Source organism: Parafrankia sp. Ea1.12 (assembly GCF_900465275.1).
In the GTDB taxonomy this organism is placed as follows: Bacteria; Actinomycetota; Actinomycetes; order Frankiales; family Frankiaceae; genus Parafrankia; species Parafrankia soli.
Window position 1 is genome coordinate 1 of sequence record NZ_UBIZ01000141.1, and the last position, 412, is coordinate 412.

The following is a 412-nucleotide window of genomic DNA, read 5'->3' on the forward strand; positions in this document are numbered from 1 at the left end:
AAGAGCCCGCCACTGAGCTCCAGCACGGTGTTCGGCAGGCCGGCCTTGTCGGCCTTGTCGAAGTTGACGGGGTTCGACTCGACGGCGACGTCCGCGCCCCCGGTCTGCAGGGTGTTGTAACGCTGGTTGGAGTCGAGCGCGGCCTGGAAGGTGAGGGTGTCCAGGTACGGCTTGGGGGCGTCCCAGTAGCGGGGGTTCTTGACCAGCTCCATGGCGGCCTGGCGGGTCCAGCTCTTCAGCGTGAACGGGCCGGCGCCGACAGGGCTCTCGTCGAAGGTCTGCTGACCCTTCCGCAGGGCCGCCGGTGAGGCGATCCAGTTCATCGCCGAGCCGACGATCGCCTGCGCGTACGCGGTCACGGGAGTGGTCATCGTGACTTTCAGGGTGACGTCGTCGACTACCTCGGTCGTGG

At 67.5% G+C, this 412-nt stretch carries 1 protein-coding gene; it reads right to left on the bottom strand.

The window, feature by feature from the left end; all coding sequences use genetic code 11:
* Positions 1-412: ABC transporter substrate-binding protein (locus FMEAI12_RS03590; protein WP_235013663.1), on the bottom strand; the 412-nt coding region annotated here is incomplete at both ends.